This is a genomic window from Klenkia taihuensis, from assembly GCF_900112525.1.
Taxonomy (GTDB): domain Bacteria; phylum Actinomycetota; class Actinomycetes; order Mycobacteriales; family Geodermatophilaceae; genus Klenkia; species Klenkia taihuensis.
In genome coordinates this window covers 406,647-421,864 of the sequence record NZ_FOMD01000004.1, presented here as the reverse complement: position 1 = coordinate 421,864, position 15,218 = coordinate 406,647, and the positions used below count along the sequence as shown (strand labels likewise).

The window sequence follows — 15,218 nt, the reverse complement described above, 5'->3', positions numbered from 1 at the left end:
GCAGACCGGGTGCTGGCACCCGATCCTCGCACTCCCCGCTGTCTACTCCGGGGGTCCGACAGAGTCGTGCTGGTCCCCCCGCGTGTCCCCGCCCGGGCGCACGCGGGGGCCCAGCGGGGGCAGCGCCGCGGTGGGCACGAGCAGGAAGCGCAGGTCCACGGCAGCGTGCAGCAGGACCGGCAGCAGCAGCGACCCGGTCTGCAGGTAGAGCGCGGCGAACACCCCGCCGAGGACGCCGGTGAGCAGCACCCCGCCGGCGCCCTGGTAGGCGTGCGCGGCCCCGAAGGCGACGGCGGCGACCACGACCAGCACCCCCGACGGCAGCCCGGGGGCGACGGCGGCGACGACGGCCAGGAAGAAGCCGCGGTACAACCACTCCTCGCACACCCCGGCGGTCACCCCGACGACGGCGAACAGCCGCCGCTCGGCGCCCGAGCGGGGCAGCAGCGCGACCGTGGACTGCACCGGCGGCTCCCCGTGCCGGCCGGTGGGCGCCGGGGCGGCCGCGGCCAGCGCCCCCGACCGCAGCGCCCGGGTGGACACCACGACGAAGGCCAGCAGCAGCAGGCAGGCCGCCGAGGTGATCCAGCCGGGCCAGGCCTGCGGCCAGCGCAGCCCGACCTGGCCGGCGTCGACGTCGGGGGCGGCCAGGAAGACCACGAGCACGAGCAGCGACAGGCCCCACTCCAGGACCAGCAGGCGCAGGTAGAACGACCGCCGGGCACGGGCGTCGGTGCGCATCCGGTCCTCGAACCGGCGGTGCAGCACGTGCCCGACGACGGGCTCGCCGACGACCAGGTAGCCGGCGACGACGACCGCGGCGAACGCGGCCGGACCGAAGTCGGCGAGGGAGTCGGGCAGGCCGGTCACTTCAGCGGTGCGCGCTCAGGCCTCGGCGCGCAGCCGGCCCAGGGCCCCGGCGAGGTCCTCCGGGTAGCTGCTGGTGAACTCGACCCACCGGCCGTCGGCGGGGTGCGCGAAGCCCAGCCGCACCGCGTGCAGCCACTGCCTGGACACCCCGAGCCGGGCGGCCAGGGTGGGGTCGGCGCCGTAGGCCATGTCCCCGACGAGCGGGTGGCGCATGGCGGAGAAGTGCACCCGGATCTGGTGCGTGCGGCCGGTCTCGAGCTTGACGTCGACCAGCGACGCGGCCGGGAAGGCCTCGAGGGTGTCGTAGTGGGTGACCGAGGGCCGGCCGGTGCTGACCACGGCGAAGCGCCAGTCGTGCTTGGGGTGCCGGTCGATGGGGGCGTCGATCGTGCCGCGCGACGGGTCGGGGTGGCCCTGCACCAGCGCGTGGTAGCCCTTGTCGACCGTGCGCTCCTTGAACGCCTGCTTGAGCAGGGTGTAGGCGCGCTCGCTCTTGGCCACCACCATCAGCCCGGTGGTGGCGGCGTCCAGCCGGTGCACGATGCCGCGGCGCTCCTCGGCGCCACTGGTGGAGATGCGGTAGCCGGCCGCGGCCAGCCCGCCGACCACGGTGGGGCCGTCCCAGCCGGGGCTGCCGTGCGCGGCGACGCCGACCGGCTTGTCGACGACCAGGACGTCGTCGTCGTCGTGCACCACGGTCATGCCCTCGACCGGCTGCGGCGGGGCGGGCTCGCCCGGCGGCGGGGGCAGCTCGACCTCCAGCCAGCTGCCGGCGGTCAGCCGGTCGCCCTTGCTGCGGGCCCGGCCGTCGACCAGCACCCGGCCCTCGTCGGCGAGGTCGGCGGCGGCGCCGCGGGAGAGCCCGAACAGCCGGGCCAGCGCCTGGTCGACCCGCTGGCCCTCCAGGCCGTCGGGCACCGGGAGCTCACGGCGCAGGCTGGCGGTCACCCCGCCATTGTGACCGACGGTCAGTCGGTGGCCGCGCGCTCGCGGTCGGCGCCGTCGTCCCCGCCGTCCTTCGTGCTCCGGCTGCCGTCGAACTCGACGCCCCGCACGGCCAGCACCGCGCCGAGGATGCCGCCGCAGACGATCGCGGAGTCGGCGACGTTGAAGATCGGCCACACCCGGCCGTAGGGGTCGAACAGCGACAGGAAGTCCACCACGCCGCCGCGCAGGAACCCGGGGTCGCGGAACACCCGGTCGACCAGGTTGCCCAGCGCGCCGCCGAGCACCAGGCCGAGCGCGACCGCCCAGCCGGTGGAGAACAGCCGGCGCGCGGCCCGGACGATGACCACCACGACGACCGCCGCGATGAGGCTGAAGACGACGGTGGCGCCCTCGGCGAAGGAGAACGCGGCCCCGGTGTTGCGGGCCTCGGTCAGGTAGAGGGCCCCGCCCAGCAGCCGCAGCGGCTCCCGGTCGGACAGGGTGGCCACCACGACCAGCTTGGTCACCAGGTCCAGGGCCAGGACCCCGGCGGCCAGGCCCACGAGCAGCGCGGTGCGCGGGCGGCGGGCGACCTGGCTGGTCGGGCCGGCGGGCTCGGACGGGCGGTCGGCATCCTCGGGCACGACGACGACGGTACCGAGGTCGGCTGCGCCTGCCGTCCCCCGTGCGGTGCGGCAGCATGGCGAGGGTCACACCGCCCGGGGAGGGTGCACCGCCCGCGGGGGGACGACCATGGCACCAGCAGCGGTGACCCCGCTCCCCTGAACGCAGCGCGCGGCAACGACCGCCGCGCGCGACCACCAGGAAGGCCCGACCAGCCCCGTGACCAGCGCCGAGAACACCGCGCCGGGCGAGTACGCCCACCCCGTCGTCCCCGACACGTCGCGCCCCGACGTCGTCCTGGTCGGGGGCGGGGTGATGAGCGCGACGCTGGCCGCCCTGCTGGGCATCGTGGCGCCGCACTGGTCCATCACGCTGTTCGAGGCCGGCGACCGGGTCGCCGCGGAGAGCTCCGACGGCTGGAACAACGCCGGCACCGGGCACTCGGCGCTGTGCGAGCTGAACTACACCCCCGCGGGCGCGGACGGCACGGTCGACCCGACCAAGGCCATCTCGATCAACGAGCAGTTCCAGCTGTCCCGGCAGTTCTGGTCGCACCTGGTGCGCACCGGTCTCACCGACACCCCCAAGCACTTCATCACCCCGGTGCCGCACATCAGCTTCGTGCACGGCACCGAGGGCCAGGCCTACATGCGCGCCCGGCACGCCGCGCTCACCGCCTCGCCGCTGTTCGCCGAGCTGGAGCTGACCACCTCCCAGGACGAGCTGGCGCAGTGGGTGCCGCTGATGATGGAGGGCCGCGACCCGCAGCAGCCCGTCGCCGCCACCCGCTCCACCGCCGGCACCGACGTCGACTTCGGCTCGCTGACCCGCTTGCTGCTGGACCAGGCCACCGCCCGCGGCGTCGCCGTGCACACCGGCACCAGCGTGCAGGGCCTGGAGCGCACCACCGACGGCCGCTGGAAGGTCTCGGCGAGGCACCACGCCAGCGGCGAGGAGTTCACCGTCAACGCGGGCTTCGTGTTCGTCGGCGCCGGCGGCGGCGCGCTGCCGTTGCTGCAGCGGGCCGAGATCCCCGAGATCAAGGGCTTCGGCGGGTTCCCGGTCTCGGGCCTGTTCCTGCGCTCGACCAACGAGGCGCTCGCCGCCCGCCACCAGGCCAAGGTCTACGGCCAGGCCGCCGTCGGCGCCCCGCCGATGTCGGTGCCGCACCTGGACCTGCGGCTGATCGAGGGCAAGCAGTCGCTGCTGTTCGGCCCCTACGCCGGCTTCTCCCCCAAGTTCCTCAAGGCCGGGTCCTGGCTGGACCTGCCCAAGTCGGTACGCCTGGGCAACATCGGCTCGATGCTCGGTGTCGCCCGCACCCAGACCGCGCTCACCCGCTACCTCATCGGCCAGGTGCTGCAGCGCCCCTCGGACCGGATCGAGGCCCTCGAGGAGTTCGTGCCCACCGCCGACGGCGACGACTGGGAGATGATCCACGCCGGCCAGCGCGTGCAGGTCATCAAGCAGGACGACAAGGGCCGCGGCGTCCTGCAGTTCGGCACCGAGCTCGTCGTGGGCGGCGAGGGATCCATCGCCGGCCTGCTGGGCGCCTCCCCCGGTGCCTCCACCGCGGTCGCGGCGATGCTGGACCTGCTGCGCCGCTGCTTCCCCGACCGGCACGCCGAGTGGGAGCCCCTGCTGCGCGAGGCCATCCCCTCCTACGGCCGGAAGCTCTCCGAGGACCCGGCGCTGTTCGCCGAGGTCCGCGAGGAGACCACCCGCACGCTGGAGCTCACCGGGCCCGTGGAGCTCGCCGGCGCCCGCTGACCGGCAGCGCCGCCCCGGCCGCCACGACGGCCGCGGCGGCGCCGAGGGCCACCGGCACCCCCGCGCCCAGCAGCGCCGAGGACAGCGGGGCGCCCGCGGCCTGGCCCAGCAGCAACGCCACGAAGAAGACCGACACCGCCGGGGCGGGGGTGTCCGACACCTGCCCCGCCCACGCGATGAGCGCCGTCGTCGCCGTGGTGAACCCCAGCCCGAAGGCCAGTGCGGCGAGCACCGGGACCGGCCCCCGCGCCGGAAGGGCCCAGGCCGCGACCGCCCCTGCGGTCACCGCAGCCGACGCCGACCAGGCAGGGACGGGCCCGGCCCGCAGCAGCAGCGGACCGACCACCGCGGCACCGGCCGCCCCGACCCCGAGGCAGACCCACACCCACAGCGCGGCGCGGTCGCCGAGCCCGCCGTCCTGCAGCACGGTGCGGCCGTGGGTCCACACCGCCGCGCTGCCGGTGCCGAGCAGGCCGGCCGCCAGCACCGGGACGACCCACCGGCGCCCGGCGTCCACCCGGGGTGCCGGCCGGTCCGGGTCGCCTCCCCGGGCGGCGGCCAGCACGACCAGGGTGACGACGGCGGTGCCGGCCGCGGCGGCCGTCCAGGCCACCTGCCAGCGGTCGACGAGGAGGGCGAGCAGGCCGGCCGCGACGAGCCCGGGCCCGGTGCCCGCGTTGACCACCGCCTGCGCCCGCGGCTCCGCGGGGCCCGGCACCGCCCGGCGGACCAGGACCACCAGGCCCGGCGAGGCGGCTCCGGCCCCGGCGCTGCCCAGCACCGCCGCGACGGCGAACACCGCGGCGGAGCCCGCCGTCCCCACCCCCGCCGCACCCAGGACGGCGACCGCGCCCGCCCCGGCGACGACCGTCCGCGGGCGCCGCTCCCCGTGCAGGAAGGCCAGCGCTGCAGCGACGCAGTAGGCCACCGAGGTGCCGCCGGAGACCAGGCCGACCGCGGTCGTGGACAGCCCCAGGTCGCGCTGGGCGTCCGGCGCGCTCAGGCCGACGGCGTAGCGGACCAGGCCGTAGGTGCAGGCGACCAGGGCGGTGCCGGCGACGACCAGCGCGACCGAACGAAACGACCGTTTCACATAACGACCGTTACAGTGATCGCGTGACCGCGCAACCCGGTGCCCGGCAGCGGCTGCTGGACGCCGCCGAGGAGCTCTTCGCCGCCGGCGGCTTCGCCGGCACCCCCGTCGACGCGGTGCTGGCCCGGGCCGGCGTCGCGCCCGCCACCCTCTACGCGCACTTCGGCAGCAAGACCGGCCTGCAGGCCGCCGCCCTCGCCGCCCGGCTGCGCCGGTGGGACGACGCGTGGGCCGCCGCGGTGGCCGCGGCCCCCGACGACCGGGGCCGCCTGCTGGCCGTGTTCGACGCGCTCGAGGCCTTCCGGACCTCGGGGACGCCGTCGCGCTGGTGTGCCTTCCTGGACGCCGCCGCGGGGTCTCCGGCCGACGACGGCACCGCCGCGGCAGCACTGGACCAGGACACCGCCCTGCTGCGCGGCCGGCTGCGCGAGCTGGCCGCGCCGGTGGCCGGTGACCGGGCCGCCGAGCTGGCCGAGCACCTGCTGGTGGTCGTCAGCGGCGCGCTGGCGATGGCGCTGCGCACCGACCGCGCCACCGCCACCGCGCAGGGCCGCGCCACCGCCGCCGCGCTGCTGGACGGCTGGCGCTAGTCGACCTCGGTCGGCCGGCCGGTCTCGCCCCGCCAGGTGGCCAGCCGGCCGGCCCGGCTGACCGCCCGCAGTCGTCGCTCGGCCTCGGCCCGCGACCCGCGGGCCGACACCAGCAGCGCCTGGTCCCCGCGCATCAGCCGGGTGTCGCGGTCGGGCACGAACGGCTTGCCGTCGCGCACCACGAGGACGACGGCGGCGTCCTCGGGCAGCCGCAGCTCCGGCAGGTAGACCCCGTGCAGGCGTGATCCCGGCGGCACGGTCAGCTGCATCAGCTCGGCACCCAGCTCGTCCAGCGGCGCGGACTCCACGTCGATGTCGCGCGGGGTGATCGGCGTGGCGATGCGCAGGGAGCGGGCCACCGCCGGCAGGGAGCCGCCCTGCACGACGGTGAAGACGACCACCAGCACGAAGACGATGTCGAACACCCGGGTGGCGCCGGGGACGGCGGCCGCGATCGGGAAGGTCGCCAGCACGATGGGCACCGCGCCGCGCAGGCCGGCCCAGGAGATGAACGCCTGTTGCGGCCAGGGCACCCGGAACCACACGAGGCTGGCCACCACCGACAGCGGCCGTGCCACCAGCAGCAGCGCCAGGCCGATGACCAGCGCCTCGGGGACGACGTCGAGCAGCCGGCTGGGGCTGGCCAGCAGGCCGAGCAGCACGAAGAGCCCGATCTGGGCCAGGGTGGCCATGCCCTCGGCGAACCCGATGGTGGCGGCGCGGTGCGGCAGCGGCGCGTTGCCGAGCACCAGCCCGGCCAGGTACACCGCGACGAAGCCCGACGTGTGCACCAGGTCGGCCGAGGCGAAGGCCAGCACGCAGAGCGCCAGCGTGGCCAGCGGGTAGAAGCCGGCCAGCGGCAGCGCGACCCGGCGCAGCAGCCACGCGCCGCCGAACCCGACCGCGACGCCGATGACCGACCCGCCGGCGAGCTCGCCGACGACCTCTACGGCGGTGATCCACCACGGCGCGGTCTCCCCGCCGGCCAGCCGCTCGGACAGCACCAGCACCAGCAGGATGACCGGGGCGTCGTTCAGCCCGCTCTCCATCTCCAGCGACGCGGCCATCCGCCGGGGCAGGGGCAGCCGGCGCAGGGTGGCGAAGACGGCCGCGGCGTCGGTGGAGCTGACCACCGCACCCAGCAGCAGGGCGTTGGCCCAGGTGAACCCGAGCAACCAGACCGCCACGGCCGCGGTGGCGCTCACCGAGACCAGGACACCGACCGTGGCCAGCGTCAGGCCGGGCCCGACCGCCCGCCGGACGTCGGACCAGCGGGTGGTCAGTCCGCCCTCGGCCAGGATCACCAGCAGCGCGGCCACGCCGAGGGTCTGGGTGAGGTCGACGTCCTCGAACTGGATGCCCAGCCCGCTCTCGCCGAGCCCGACCCCCAGGGCCAGGTAGAGCAGCAGGGCCGGCAGGCCCAGCCGGTCGGAGAGCCGCAGCGCGACGGCGGCGGTGAGCACGACGAGGGCGCCGACGGCGAGCGCGACGGTCACCGTCGTCGACATCAGCGCACCACCACGGGGCCAGTCTCCCGCACCCCGGTGACGTTCCGGTCAAACCGGTGTTCCGCGGCTGGGATGATGGACGGCGTGAGCAGCCCGACCTCCCCGTTCCGCCCCCTCCCAGCAGGGGTCGACCTCCCGGCCCTGGAGCACGAGGTCCTCGACCAGTGGGCCGACGAGAAGGTGTTCGCCCGCTCGTTGGAGGCCTCCGCCGGCCGGCCGCAGTGGACCTTCTACGAGGGCCCCCCGACGGCGAACGGCCGCCCGGGCACCCACCACATCGAGGCCCGCGCGTTCAAGGACGTCTTCCCCCGGTTCAAGACCATGCAGGGCTTCTCCGTGCCCCGCCGCGCCGGCTGGGACTGCCACGGCCTGCCGGTGGAGATCGCGGTGGAGAAGGAGCTGGGCTTCAACGGCAAGCCCGACATCGAGGCCTACGGCATCGCCGAGTTCAACGCCCGCTGCCGGGAGTCCGTGGAGCGGCACGTGGCCGACTTCTCCGAGCTCACCGACCGGATGGGCTACTGGGTCGACATGTCGACCGCCTACTGGACGATGAACCCCGAGTACGTGGAGAGCGTCTGGTGGTCGCTGAAGACCATCTTCGACAAGGGCCTGCTCACCGAGGACCACCGCGTCGCCCCCTACTGCCCGCGCTGCGGCACCGGCCTGAGCGACCACGAGGTCGCCCAGGGGTACGAGACCGTCACCGACCCCTCGGTCTACGTCTCGCTGCCGGTCACCAGCGGCGAGTGGGCCGGCAAGGCCGACCTGCTGGTCTGGACCACGACGCCCTGGACGCTCCCGTCCAACACCGCGGTCGCGGTCAACCCCGAGGTCACCTACCTGGTGGTCCGCGCCGAGCACGAGGGCACGGAGCGCACCGTCGTCGTCGCCGAGCCGCTGGTGGCCGCCGTCCTCGGGGCCGACGTGCCCTACGAGGTGCTGGCCACCACCACCGGCCGCGACTGGGAGCGGGTGCACTACCAGCGGCCCTTCGAGCTGGTCGACTTCCCCGAGGGCGACGCGCACTTCGTGCTGCTCGCCGACTACGTCACCACCGACTCGGGCACCGGGTTGGTGCACCAGTCCCCCGCGTTCGGCGCCGAGGACCTCGCGGTCTGCCGCGCCTACGGCCTGCCGGTGGTGAACCCGGTGGACGCCACCGGCCACTTCGCCGCCGACGTCCCCCTGGTCGGCGGGCACTTCTTCAAGGCCGCCGACCCCACCCTGGTGCAGGACCTCGCCGACCGGGGCGTGCTGTGGCGCGAGCAGCGCTACGAGCACCCCTACCCGCACTGCTGGCGCTGCCACACGCCGCTGATGTACTACGCCCAGCCGTCCTGGTACATCCGCACCAGCGCGGTCAAGGACCAGCTGCTGGCCGAGAACGAGGCCACCCGGTGGCACCCGGAGAACGTGCAGTGGGGCCGCTACGGCGACTGGCTGCACAACAACGTCGACTGGGCGCTGTCCCGCGACCGGTACTGGGGCACCCCGCTGCCGATCTGGCGCAACGAGCTCGACCCCGCGCACCTGGTCGCCGTCGGCTCGCTGGCCGAGCTGTCGGAGCTGACCGGCCGCGACCTGGCCGACCTCGACCCGCACCGGCCCTACATCGACGACGTCACCTTCACCCTGCCCGGGGTCGAGGGCGAGTTCCGCCGGGTGCGGCAGGTCATCGACGCCTGGTACGACTCCGGCTCGATGCCCTTCGCCCAGTGGGGCGCCCCGCACCGGAACAAGGAGGCCTTCGAGGCGGCCTACCCGGCGCAGTTCATCTGCGAGGCCATCGACCAGACCCGCGGCTGGTTCTACACGCTGATGGCCGTCGGCACCCTGGTGTTCGGGAAGTCCTCCTACGAGGACGTGCTGTGCCTGGGCCACATCCTCGCCGAGGACGGCCGCAAGATGAGCAAGCACCTGGGCAACATCCTGGAGCCGATCCCGCTGATGGACCGGCACGGCGCCGACGCCGTCCGCTGGTTCATGCTGGCCGGCGGCTCGCCGTGGCAGGCCCGCCGGGTCGGCCACGAGACGCTGTCCGAGGTCGTCCGCAAGGTGCTGCTGACCTACTGGAACACCGCCTCGTTCTTCACCCTGTACGCCTCCACCAACGGCTGGGACCCGGCCTCCTCCCCCGCACCGGCCGCCGCCGGGCGGCCGCTGCTGGACCGGTGGGCGCTCGCGTCGCTGGCCACCGTCACCGACGGGGTGACCAGGGCGCTGGAGGACTTCGACACCCAGACCGCGGGCAAGCTGCTGGCGGCCTTCGTCGACGACCTGTCCAACTGGTACGTCCGCCGCTCCCGCCGCCGCTTCTGGGACGGCGACCCGGCCGCGCTGGGTACGCTGCACGAGGTGCTGGACGGCCTGACCCGGCTGATGGCCCCTTTCACCCCCTTCGTCACCGAGCGGGTGTGGCGCGAGGTCGTGGCGCCGGGGCTGGTGGACGCCCCCGACTCGGTGCACCTGTCCTCGTGGCCGCAGGTCGACGAGGCGGCCCGCGACGACCGGCTGGTGGAGCAGATGGACGTCGTCCGGCGGCTGGTCGAGCTGGGCCGGTCGGCCCGGACGTCGGCCAAGGTGCGCACCCGCCAGCCGCTCGCCCGCGCCCTGGTGGCCGCCCCCGGGTGGGGCGAGCTGCCGCGCGACCTGGTCGCCGAGGTGGCCGAGGAGCTCAACGTCGCCGAGCTCGCCCCGGTGGCCGAGGCCGGCGGGGACCTGGTCGACGTCAGCGTGAAGATCGACTTCCGCGCGGTCGGCCGGCGGATGGGCAAGCAGGTGCAGGCGGTCGCCCGGGCCGTCGCCGCCGAGGACGCCACCGCGCTGGTCGCGGCCTACCGGGCGGGCTCGGCGTCGGTGGTCGTGGACGGCGCCGACGTCGCGCTGGAGGACGGCGACCTGGTGGTCACCGAGACCCCGCGCGAGGGCTGGACCGTGGCCTCGGCCGGCGGGCTGACCGTGGCGCTGGACCTGACGCTCACCCCGGAGCTGGAGCGGGCCGGGCTGGTGCGCGAGGTGGTCCGGCTGGTGCAGGACGCCCGCAAGTCCGCCGGGTTCGAGGTCAGCGACCGCATCGAGCTGTGGTGGACCGCGGACGGCCAGCTGGCCCAGGCGCTCACGGAGGCCACCGAGCAGCTGGCCGCGGAGGTGCTGGCGACGTCGGTGCACGCCGGCGCCGCGGGTGACGGCGAGGGCGTGGAGACCCCCGCCGGCGGCCGCATCTGGGTCGCCCGCGCCTGACCCCCGGGCCCAGCGTGGATCAGGGGCCCTGGTCCACCTCCGTCCTCCTGCACCAGATCTCGTGCAGGAGGACGGAGTCCGGTGCAGGAGGACGACGGGCGCCCGCTGGCTGCCGCACCCGGCCGCGGAGCGTGCGGGTCGTCAGGAGCGGGCGGCGGCGCGGCGCTGACGCTCGGCGTCGGCCAGGGTGCGGTCCGGGCGGCAGATCCCGCACGCGGTGAACCCGTCGCTCTTCGCCTCGTCCAGCGGGAGGCCGAACGTCTCCTGGCCCTCGGTGACCGCGCAGCCGTCGAGGTGGTAGCGCGGGTGCTCGTCGACGACGAAGACCTCGTCGGTCAGGTCGATCACCAGCAGCAGGTCGGTGACGACGACGTCCTCCTCGACCGGCTCGCCGTCCTCGCCCAGCACGACGGGCCGGACGACGGCGTGCGTCCCGGTGCCGGGCCCGTCCGACGCCGTGCGGGCCGCCGGACCGGCGGGGGTGTCCGCGGCCCGGTGGGCGGGCCCGTCGGACGTGGCGGGTGCCGGCTCGTCGTCCGCGTCCGGGGCGACGGCGGACGTCGACGCAGCGGGGACGGCAGCAGCGGGCTCGGCGGGGGCCGTCGGCTCGGCAGCGGCGGGGGGCGCGGCGTGCGCGGACCGCTCGGAGCGGAGCTCGGCCAGCTCGGCCCGCAGCGCGGCGATCTCCGCGGCGACGGGCTCGGCGGCAACGGGGCCACCGGTGGCCGGCACCGAGGCCGGTGTCGAGGCCGGCATCGAGGCCGGCATCGTGGCCGGCTGCGCCCCGGGGGCCGGCTCGGCAGCGGCCGCGGCCCGGGTGGCCGACGTGGCCGACGTCGCCGCAGCGGCGGGCGCAGCCCCGCCCGCGGACGCCCCGGCCCCCGTCCGGCTCCCGGCGGCCGGTTCGGCCTCCGCGGCGGGCTCGGCCTCGGGCTCGGCGGCACGGGTCCCGGCGGCGAGGGCGCGGCGGCGCCGGACCGACTGGGCGACCAGGGCCACCGCCGCCAGGGCGCTCACGCCGACCGAGCCCCACAGCATGCTGGTCTGCCCGTTGCCCAGGCCGCCGACCAGCAGCGCGCCCGCGACGAGGATGAGCAGCCCGGCCAGCACGATCACCGCCGGAGCGTAACCGGCGCCACGCGACGGAGCCCCCGCAGACGGTGTCTGCGGGGGCTCCGTGGTGGTGCGGGCGATCAGGCGCCGGCGTGGGTGTTCTGCCGGGCGTTGGACGCCGGCTCGGCCGAGCCGCGGCTGTCCAGGTCGCGCAGGTGCGACTCGAGGTAGGAGCGCAGCCGGGTGCGGTACTCGCGCTCGAAGGTGCGCAGCTCCTCGATCTTGCGCTCGAGGCTGGAGCGCTTCTCCTCCAGGGAGCCCATGACCTCGACGTGCTTGCGCTCGGCCTCCTGGTCCAGCGCGGTGGCCTTGGCGCGCGCCTCGCGCTCCATCGTGTCGGCCCGGGTGCGGGCGTCGCCGACCATCGCGTCGGCGCGCTGCTTGGCCTCGGCGAGCTGCTGCTCGCTCTTGGCGCGGGCGTCGGCCAGCATCCGGTCGCTGTTGGTCTTCGCGCTGCCGACCAGCTGGTCGGCCTGCTGCTTGGCCTCGTTGACGTACCGGTCGGCGGTCTCGGTCGCCAGGGTCAGCATCCGGGAGGCGCGTACGCCGTCGTCCTCGCGGGACTGGACCGGCACCGGCGGGGCCGCGGCGGCGACCGGCTCGGCCGGGCGCTCCCCGGTGCGGGGGCCCCCGCCGTTGTTGCGGAGCTCGTTGTTCTCCTCGATCAGCCGGGCCAGCTCGGCCTCGACCACGTCGAGGAAGGCGTCGACCTCGTCCTCGTCGTAGCCACGCTTGCCGATCGGCGGCTTCTTGAAGACGACGTTGTGCACATCGGCGGGCGTCAGTGGCATCGGGTCACCTCGGGTCGGACGGGAGGAACAGGGAGCAGTCTCCACGGGCGGCGCGTGGCCGCGACCGCGGGACCGCTCCTCCGGACGGCAGAACTGGTCACGCGGTGGCAGCCAGTGAATCCACGATGCTGCGCAGGATGAGCACAGCGATCAGGAGCACCATAAACCCGAGGTCCAACCTGATGCTCCCCAGGTTCAACGGCGGGATGACCTTGCGCACCGCCTTGAGCGGAGGGTCGGTCGCGGCGTACACGACCTCCAGCCCGGCAGCGACGGCGCCCGAGGGGCGCCAGCTGCGGGCCAGGACCATCACCCAGTCCACCACGAAGCGGGCGAACAGCAGGATCAGGAAGATCAGCAGGACCGATGACACGATCTGCAGGAGAAGGGCCACGATCCTCGCTCGTTCAGGGGCTGGGCGAGCGGGTGCTCGCCGGGACCTACGGGTCTACGACTGGCTGAGGAACCCGCCCTCGCGGATGCGGGCCTTGTCCTCGGCGGTCACGGCGGTGCCGGCCGGGGAGAGCAGGAACACCTTGGCCGTGACCCGCTCGATACTACCGTGCAGCCCGAACGACAGCCCCGCCGCGAAGTCGACCAGCCGCTTGGCGTCGGCGTCGTCGATCTCGGAGAGGTTCATCAGCACGGCGTCGCCGTCGCGGAAGCGCTCGCCGATGGTGCGGGCCTCGTTGTAGGTCTGCGGCACCAGCGTGGTGATCCGGTAGGCCTTGGGGGCGGCGACCGGCGGGGCGACCGGGGCGGCCACCGGCGGCGCCGGGGCCGGCTCGGGGTCGCGCAGGGCGGCGGCGGTGGCGCCGACCGGGCCGGAGGTGGCGGTCCCCGACACCGCGGCGGAGCGGCCGCTGCCGGTGCGCGGGCCCACGGTGGCGGGGGCGGCGAGGTCCAGACGACGGGGCCCGGTGCGGCGCGGCAGCGGGGCCTCCGCGACCGGGGCGGGCTCGTCGAGGGCGATCTCCTCCGAGGGGTACTCCACCGACGGGTACGCCGAGTCGTAGGACTCGTAGCGGCTGTCGTAGTAGTCGTCCCGGTGGTCGCTGCGGGCGTCGCTGCCGTAGCGGTCGCGGCGGTCGGGGCGGTCGTCGTGGTCGGACTGCCGCGCGTCGTAGCGCCCGTAGGCGGCGCGGGTCTCGTCGTCCTCGACGAGTCCGAGGTAGATGCCCATCTTGCGCATGGCGCCGGCCATCCCAGGGCCCCTCTCTGTGCTGGTCGTCATCCGTGACTGGTGGGACCGGTGTGACTCATGGTCCTGCCCCGGAGGCTAGGGGCCGCGGGCCGAACAACGCGGTTCCGACACGCACGACGGTGGCACCGGCGGCGACGGCCTCCTCGAGGTCGCCGCTCATGCCCGCCGACAGCTCCACGGCGCCGGGGTGGTCGCGCCGCACCCGCTCGGACAGCGCCGCCAGCCGGGCGAAGGCCGGGCCGGGCTCCTCGCCGCGCGGGGCGACCGCCATCAGGCCCCTCAGCCGCAGCGCGGGCTGCTCGGCGACCGCGTCGGCCAGCTCGGGCGCCAGCTCCGCGGCCACTCCCCCGCGCGCGGCCGCCTCGCCCTCGGGCCCGCCCAGGTCGACCTGGACGAACACCTCGGCCACCGTGCCGGCGCGCTCGGCCACCCCGGCCAGCCGCTCGACCAGCGAGACGCGGTCGACCGACTGCACCACGGCGCCGGTGCCGACCACCGCGGTGGCCTTGTTGCGCTGCAGCTGACCCACCAGGTGCCAGCGCAGGTCCAGGTGCGCGAGCTCCTCGGCCTTGGCCACGAGCTCCTGCACCTTGTTCTCGGCGAACTCCCGCTGGCCGAGCGCGGCCAGGGTGGCGACGTCGTCGGCCGTGCGGGTCTTGCTCACCGCGAGCAGCTGCACCGACGACGGGTCGCGCCCGGCCGCCCGGGCGGCGTCGGCGATGCGCTGCCGCACCGCCGCGAAGGACTCCGCGAGGCCGCTCACGCCGGGTCCAGCCAGACCACGCCCGCCTGCCGGCCGGTGACGCCGTCGCGGCGGTGGGAGAACAGCCGGCGGTCCTCGACGGTGCACCGCGGGTCCTGCACGACCTGGCCGACGCCGGCCCCGCGCAGCACCTGGGTGAGCCCGGCCCGCAGGTCCAGCGCCGGGGTGCCGGCGCGGGAGCGGACGGCGGCGTCGGACGCCACGCGTGCGACCTGGACCTGCATGGCGCGGGGCACCTCGTAGTCCAGCCCGCACACCGCCGGGCCGAGCAGCGCCTGCACGTCGGCCGGGCGGGCGCCGAGGTCGGCCATCGCGGCCAGCGCGGCCGGGACGACGCCCTGGCGCACGCCCTCGCGGCCGGCGTGCACCGCGGCCACGACGCCGGCGACCGGGTCGGCGAGCAGCACCGGCACGCAGTCGGCCACCAGCACGCACAGCACCAGCCCGGGGACGGCGGTGACCAGCGCGTCCACCTGCGGCGGCGCACCGGTCCGACGCTCGGTGACGACGGCGACGCCGGTGCCGTGCACCTGGTCCATCCAGACCAGGTCGGCGACGTCCACGCCGAGCTCGCGGGCCAGCCGCTCCCGGTTGGCGGCGACGTCGGCCGGGTCGTCGCCGACGTGCCCGCCGAGGTTGAACGCGTCGTACGGGGACGACGAACGGCCGCCCCGCCGGTCGGTCACCACCCGCCGGGGGCGGGGGGACCGACCCGGCGGGAC

At 75.7% G+C, this 15,218-nt stretch carries 14 protein-coding genes; 3 read left to right on the top strand and 11 right to left on the bottom strand.

All coding sequences use genetic code 11. The features are described from left to right. Positions 1 to 42: 42 nt before the first annotated feature. Genes BM158_RS17975 through lspA form a run of 3 tightly spaced genes read right to left on the bottom strand, consistent with a single transcriptional unit; the run spans position 43 to position 2,441 of the window. A complete protein-coding gene (locus BM158_RS17975) occupies positions 43 to 870 on the bottom strand; it encodes a CPBP family intramembrane glutamic endopeptidase (RefSeq protein ID WP_091562629.1) in 828 nt (275 codons plus the stop codon). 15 nt (positions 871 to 885) lie between these two features. After that, the gene (locus tag BM158_RS17970) at positions 886 to 1,818 is read right to left on the bottom strand and encodes an RluA family pseudouridine synthase (protein ID WP_191328717.1); all 933 of its coding nucleotides are present in this window, start codon (positions 1,816 to 1,818) and stop codon (positions 886 to 888) included. A 20-nt stretch (positions 1,819 to 1,838) separates the two neighbouring features. Further along, a complete protein-coding gene (gene lspA, locus BM158_RS17965; protein WP_091562626.1) occupies positions 1,839 to 2,441 on the bottom strand; it encodes a signal peptidase II in 603 nt (200 codons plus the stop codon). A gap of 199 nt (positions 2,442 to 2,640) precedes the next feature. Between lspA and BM158_RS17960 the strand changes: the two genes are divergently transcribed. Further along, the gene (locus tag BM158_RS17960) at positions 2,641 to 4,191 is read left to right on the top strand and encodes a malate:quinone oxidoreductase (protein ID WP_091562623.1); all 1,551 of its coding nucleotides are present in this window, start codon (positions 2,641 to 2,643) and stop codon (positions 4,189 to 4,191) included. On the opposite strand, the gene BM158_RS17955 is transcribed toward BM158_RS17960, so the two are convergent. Beyond that, entirely contained in the window at positions 4,157 to 5,284 is a 1,128-nt protein-coding gene (locus tag BM158_RS17955; RefSeq protein ID WP_091562620.1) for an MFS transporter, read from the bottom strand. The genes BM158_RS17960 and BM158_RS17955 overlap by 35 nt on opposite strands. Before the next feature lie 23 nt (positions 5,285 to 5,307). On the opposite strand from BM158_RS17955, the gene BM158_RS17950 reads away from it, so the two are divergent. Next, positions 5,308 to 5,874: a TetR/AcrR family transcriptional regulator gene (locus BM158_RS17950; protein WP_091562617.1), complete on the top strand. Its 567-nt coding sequence runs from the start codon at positions 5,308 to 5,310 to the stop codon at positions 5,872 to 5,874. Here BM158_RS17950 and BM158_RS17945 read toward each other — a convergent pair. Next, complete coding sequence (locus BM158_RS17945; RefSeq protein ID WP_091562614.1) at positions 5,871 to 7,382, bottom strand: potassium/proton antiporter; 1,512 nt, start codon at positions 7,380 to 7,382, stop codon at positions 5,871 to 5,873. The two genes, BM158_RS17950 and BM158_RS17945, sit on opposite strands and share 4 nt — an antisense overlap. Positions 7,383 to 7,457: 75 nt before the next feature. Here BM158_RS17945 and ileS point away from each other — a divergent pair, with 75 nt between their 5' ends. Continuing rightward, positions 7,458 to 10,625 (top strand): isoleucine--tRNA ligase, encoded by a 3,168-nt coding sequence (ileS, locus tag BM158_RS17940; RefSeq protein ID WP_091562608.1) that lies wholly within the window; start codon positions 7,458 to 7,460, stop codon positions 10,623 to 10,625. Between the two features lie 141 nt (positions 10,626 to 10,766). Here ileS and BM158_RS17935 read toward each other — a convergent pair whose 3' ends face one another. From BM158_RS17935 to pgeF, 6 genes are all read right to left on the bottom strand, one after another. Continuing rightward, on the bottom strand, positions 10,767 to 11,741 hold the full coding sequence (locus tag BM158_RS17935; RefSeq protein WP_091562605.1) for a hypothetical protein: 975 nt from the start codon (positions 11,739 to 11,741) through the stop codon (positions 10,767 to 10,769). A gap of 77 nt (positions 11,742 to 11,818) precedes the next feature. Next, positions 11,819 to 12,529 carry a DivIVA domain-containing protein gene (locus BM158_RS17930; protein WP_091562602.1) on the bottom strand — a complete coding sequence of 237 codons (711 nt, stop codon included), beginning with the start codon at positions 12,527 to 12,529 and terminating at the stop codon, positions 11,819 to 11,821. A 97-nt stretch (positions 12,530 to 12,626) separates the two neighbouring features. Next, positions 12,627 to 12,923 (bottom strand): YggT family protein, encoded by a 297-nt coding sequence (locus tag BM158_RS17925; RefSeq protein WP_091562599.1) that lies wholly within the window; start codon positions 12,921 to 12,923, stop codon positions 12,627 to 12,629. Between the two features lie 54 nt (positions 12,924 to 12,977). Further along, positions 12,978 to 13,733 carry a cell division protein SepF gene (locus tag BM158_RS22765; protein WP_091562597.1) on the bottom strand — a complete coding sequence of 252 codons (756 nt, stop codon included), beginning with the start codon at positions 13,731 to 13,733 and terminating at the stop codon, positions 12,978 to 12,980. Between the two features lie 55 nt (positions 13,734 to 13,788). Further along, complete coding sequence (locus BM158_RS17915) at positions 13,789 to 14,496, bottom strand: YggS family pyridoxal phosphate-dependent enzyme (protein ID WP_091562595.1); 708 nt, start codon at positions 14,494 to 14,496, stop codon at positions 13,789 to 13,791. Continuing rightward, positions 14,493 to 15,182: a peptidoglycan editing factor PgeF gene (gene pgeF / locus BM158_RS17910; protein ID WP_229827788.1), complete on the bottom strand. Its 690-nt coding sequence runs from the start codon at positions 15,180 to 15,182 to the stop codon at positions 14,493 to 14,495. Before pgeF ends, BM158_RS17915 begins: the two co-directional genes overlap by 4 nt. Positions 15,183 to 15,218 lie beyond the last annotated feature (36 nt).

Coding starts and splice junctions, on each gene's coding strand:
- ileS (WP_091562608.1), top strand. CDS start 7,458: ATGGACGGCGTGAGCAGCCCGACCTCCCCGTTCCGCCCCCTCCCAGCA.
- BM158_RS17930 (WP_091562602.1), bottom strand. CDS start 12,529: ATGCCACTGACGCCCGCCGATGTGCACAACGTCGTCTTCAAGAAGCCG.
- BM158_RS17945 (WP_091562614.1), bottom strand. CDS start 7,382: ATGTCGACGACGGTGACCGTCGCGCTCGCCGTCGGCGCCCTCGTCGTG.
- BM158_RS22765 (WP_091562597.1), bottom strand. CDS start 13,733: ATGGCCGGCGCCATGCGCAAGATGGGCATCTACCTCGGACTCGTCGAG.